Source organism: Salinibacterium sp. (assembly GCF_031364185.1).
GTDB lineage: Bacteria > Actinomycetota > Actinomycetes > Actinomycetales > Microbacteriaceae > Rhodoglobus.
Genome location: NZ_JANLVV010000014.1, coordinates 1 through 2,556, shown reverse-complemented (window position 1 = coordinate 2,556; position 2,556 = coordinate 1). Strand labels below are relative to the sequence as shown.

3 protein-coding genes and 1 pseudogene are annotated in these 2,556 nt (G+C 65.0%); 1 reads left to right on the top strand and 3 read right to left on the bottom strand.

The features are described from left to right. Positions 1–228 precede the first annotated feature (228 nt). Positions 229–861 carry an O-methyltransferase gene (locus RMN95_RS01070; RefSeq protein ID WP_309615117.1) on the top strand — a complete coding sequence of 211 codons (633 nt, stop codon included), beginning with the start codon at positions 229–231 and terminating at the stop codon, positions 859–861. A 42-nt stretch (positions 862–903) separates the two neighbouring features. Here the strand turns inward: RMN95_RS01070 and RMN95_RS01065 are convergent, their stop codons facing one another. From RMN95_RS01065 to RMN95_RS01055, 3 genes and pseudogenes are all read right to left on the bottom strand, one after another. Continuing rightward, the gene (locus RMN95_RS01065; protein ID WP_199280254.1) at positions 904–1,077 is read right to left on the bottom strand and encodes a DUF3117 domain-containing protein; all 174 of its coding nucleotides are present in this window, start codon (positions 1,075–1,077) and stop codon (positions 904–906) included. Positions 1,078–1,160: 83 nt separating this feature from the next. Further along, positions 1,161–2,405 (bottom strand): hypothetical protein, encoded by a 1,245-nt coding sequence (locus RMN95_RS01060; RefSeq protein ID WP_309615116.1) that lies wholly within the window; start codon positions 2,403–2,405, stop codon positions 1,161–1,163. Further along, positions 2,387–2,556: pseudogene (locus RMN95_RS01055) on the bottom strand (succinyl-diaminopimelate desuccinylase); the annotation flags it as partial. The pseudogene RMN95_RS01055 and the gene RMN95_RS01060, both read right to left, overlap by 19 nt.

Here is a 2,556-nt window from a genome sequence, read left to right as displayed (position 1 = left end):
CATCTCTTCGCGCATGCGCTCCTTGGCGCCATCGGCCAGTCCGCGCACGGATTTGACCAGTCTGGCCAGTTGCGACGCGTAATAGGGCAGGCGTTCGGGGCCGAGCAGGAAGACGGCAATAATCCCGATTACCAGGAGTTTGTCGAAGGTGAGACCGAAAGACACTCGCTTAGGATAACCGGCGCAACCCCGGTCTGACCCTAGAGTGGGGCAAGTGAGGGGTTACACGTGTCAGATAAGCTACTGAGCTGGAAGTTCACCGAGGAATTCGCCGTTGAACGGGACGACATCGCGGCGGCCCGGCTGCACTCCCTTGAGCTCGGCATCGAGTCGATCACCCCCTCGATGGGAGCGCAACTCGCCGTCATCGCGGCCGCCACAGCGCCCACCAACATGATCGAGATCGGCACCGGACTGGGCGTCAGTGGCCTGTGGCTTATGCACGGAGCACCCGAGGCCGTACTCACCACGATCGACTCTGAGCTCGACTACCAGCAGCAGGCGCGCAAAGTGTTCGGCGATGCTGGCATCCCGGCCAACCGGATCAGGCTGATCTGCGGGCGCGCATCCGACGTTCTTCCCCGCATGAACGAGGCCAGCTACGACCTCGTGTTCATCGACGGCGACCCGCAGTCCGTCGTCGAGTACGTCGAACACGGCCTGCGTTTGGCACGCCGCGGTGGCACCGTTGTCGTGGCACACGCCCTGTGGAAGGGCCGAGTGGCCGACCCGGCCCAGCGCGACGAAGTGGTGTCGAACTTCAGGCTTTTGCTGAACGAGGTCGCCACCTCGGTCGAAGTGATCAGTGCACTGTCACCCGTGGGCGACGGCCTGCTTCAGTTGACCAAGCTGACGGACTGAACGACACCAGCCCACCAGACCGGTCGAGCCGGGTGCGAGAGGTTAGACGGGTGCAACGACTCCGGCGAGTGCGTCATGAAGTTCTTTCGCTTCGGCATCATTGACGGACACGACAAGACGGCCACCGCCTTCGAGCGGAACGCGAACGATGATGAGGCGCCCTTCCTTGACAGCCTCCATCGGCCCGTCACCGGTCCTCGGTTTCATGGCTGCCATGATGTTTCCCCTTTCACACGGATACTTTTCTATTATCGGTCATTGCCCGCGTATCCCGAAAACGAGCATGGGCGGGCGCCACTTTACGGGGGTGTCCAGTCGTAACCGTCGACCCACCAACCAAGCTGCACCCACGCCCACTGGCCCGCGATGCACAGCGCGACGATGACCACGCGGTACACCGGCGATTTCGGGATGGCCAGCACCCCGAGTGCCGGAAAGAGCGGCACCAGCAGGCGGAACAGACTCGACTGCGGGAAGAACACGGCCAGCAGGTACAGCGCGTAACTTGCGATCCAGAACCGCATGTCGGTGCCGAGTCGGCGTGCCCACGGGGTGAGGAGCGCGGCGAAGAAGCCTGCGACGATAAGCACCAGCAGTGCGAGCAGCAGCGGCTGCGGCATCCTGAACCAGGGCGCCCAAAATTCCGTGGCGCTGAGCCACGAAGTGAACGGCACCAGTTCGCCATGGCCGATGTAGGCCGAGCGCCAGGCGATCTCGGTGTCGGTGTAGGCGGTGAGTGAGCCGGTGACGACCGCCGCGACCAGCAGCCAGGCGACGCCCATGACGGCACTGAACAGCCCTACGGTGATGGATGCCACGCGCTCACGCACCGGGAACACCTGCCGTGAACGTGCCGAGGGTCGCTGCACCCACCACCGGTGTGCGACGTGCAGCAGCATCGCCAGGGCGAACGCCAGGCCGCTGGGACGGGTGAGCGACATGACGGCGACTACCGGGATCAGCATCCAATAGCGGCGTCTCACCAGGAGGTAGAGCGCGAGAGCCAACAGGAACGCATGCATCGACTCCGCGTATGACACCTGCAGGATCGGCGACAGCGGGGCGACGCAGAACAGCACCACCGCGAACAGCGCCGTGCTCGCGGGCAACACGAGGTGCATGAGCCTGTAGAACATCAGCGCGGCGGCCAGCGCGAACGCCACAGACACGAACACCGAAACCACGGGAAAACCCTGGCCGGTCAGCAGCATGAACACCCGCACGATCGCCGGGTAGGCGGGCATGAACGCCCAGGCGCTTTCGCCGACCTGGCCGTCTGCGGTCACCGGCAGGGTCGACGGGTAGCCGACGGCCGCGATGATGTAGTACCAGTGGCCATCCCAGATGGCGGCGAAATCGAAATAGTCCGGATGCGCGGGCGTCCAGGCGTTCGGCCCCTGCCGGGCGGCGAACGACAGCAGGATGGCCGTAGTGACCACGCGGGAGGCGACGAAAGCGACGAGAACTTTGGCCCACCACGGCGTGAGCCGATAGCGAACCCTGAGGTTGCGGCGAGCCCCGAGGCTCACCCCGCGCTCAGCCACGCACGCAACCCTCGCTCGCACTCCAGTATCTCGCTGACGGCCACCCGCTCGTCGTCGGCGTGGGCCTTGAGCGGGTCGCCGGGGCCGTAGTTCACGGCCGGGATGCCGAGGGCAGAGAAGCGGGCCACGTCAGTCCAGCCGTACTTGGGGG

Coding starts and splice junctions, on each gene's coding strand:
- RMN95_RS01065 (WP_199280254.1), bottom strand. CDS start 1,077: ATGGCAGCCATGAAACCGAGGACCGGTGACGGGCCGATGGAGGCTGTC.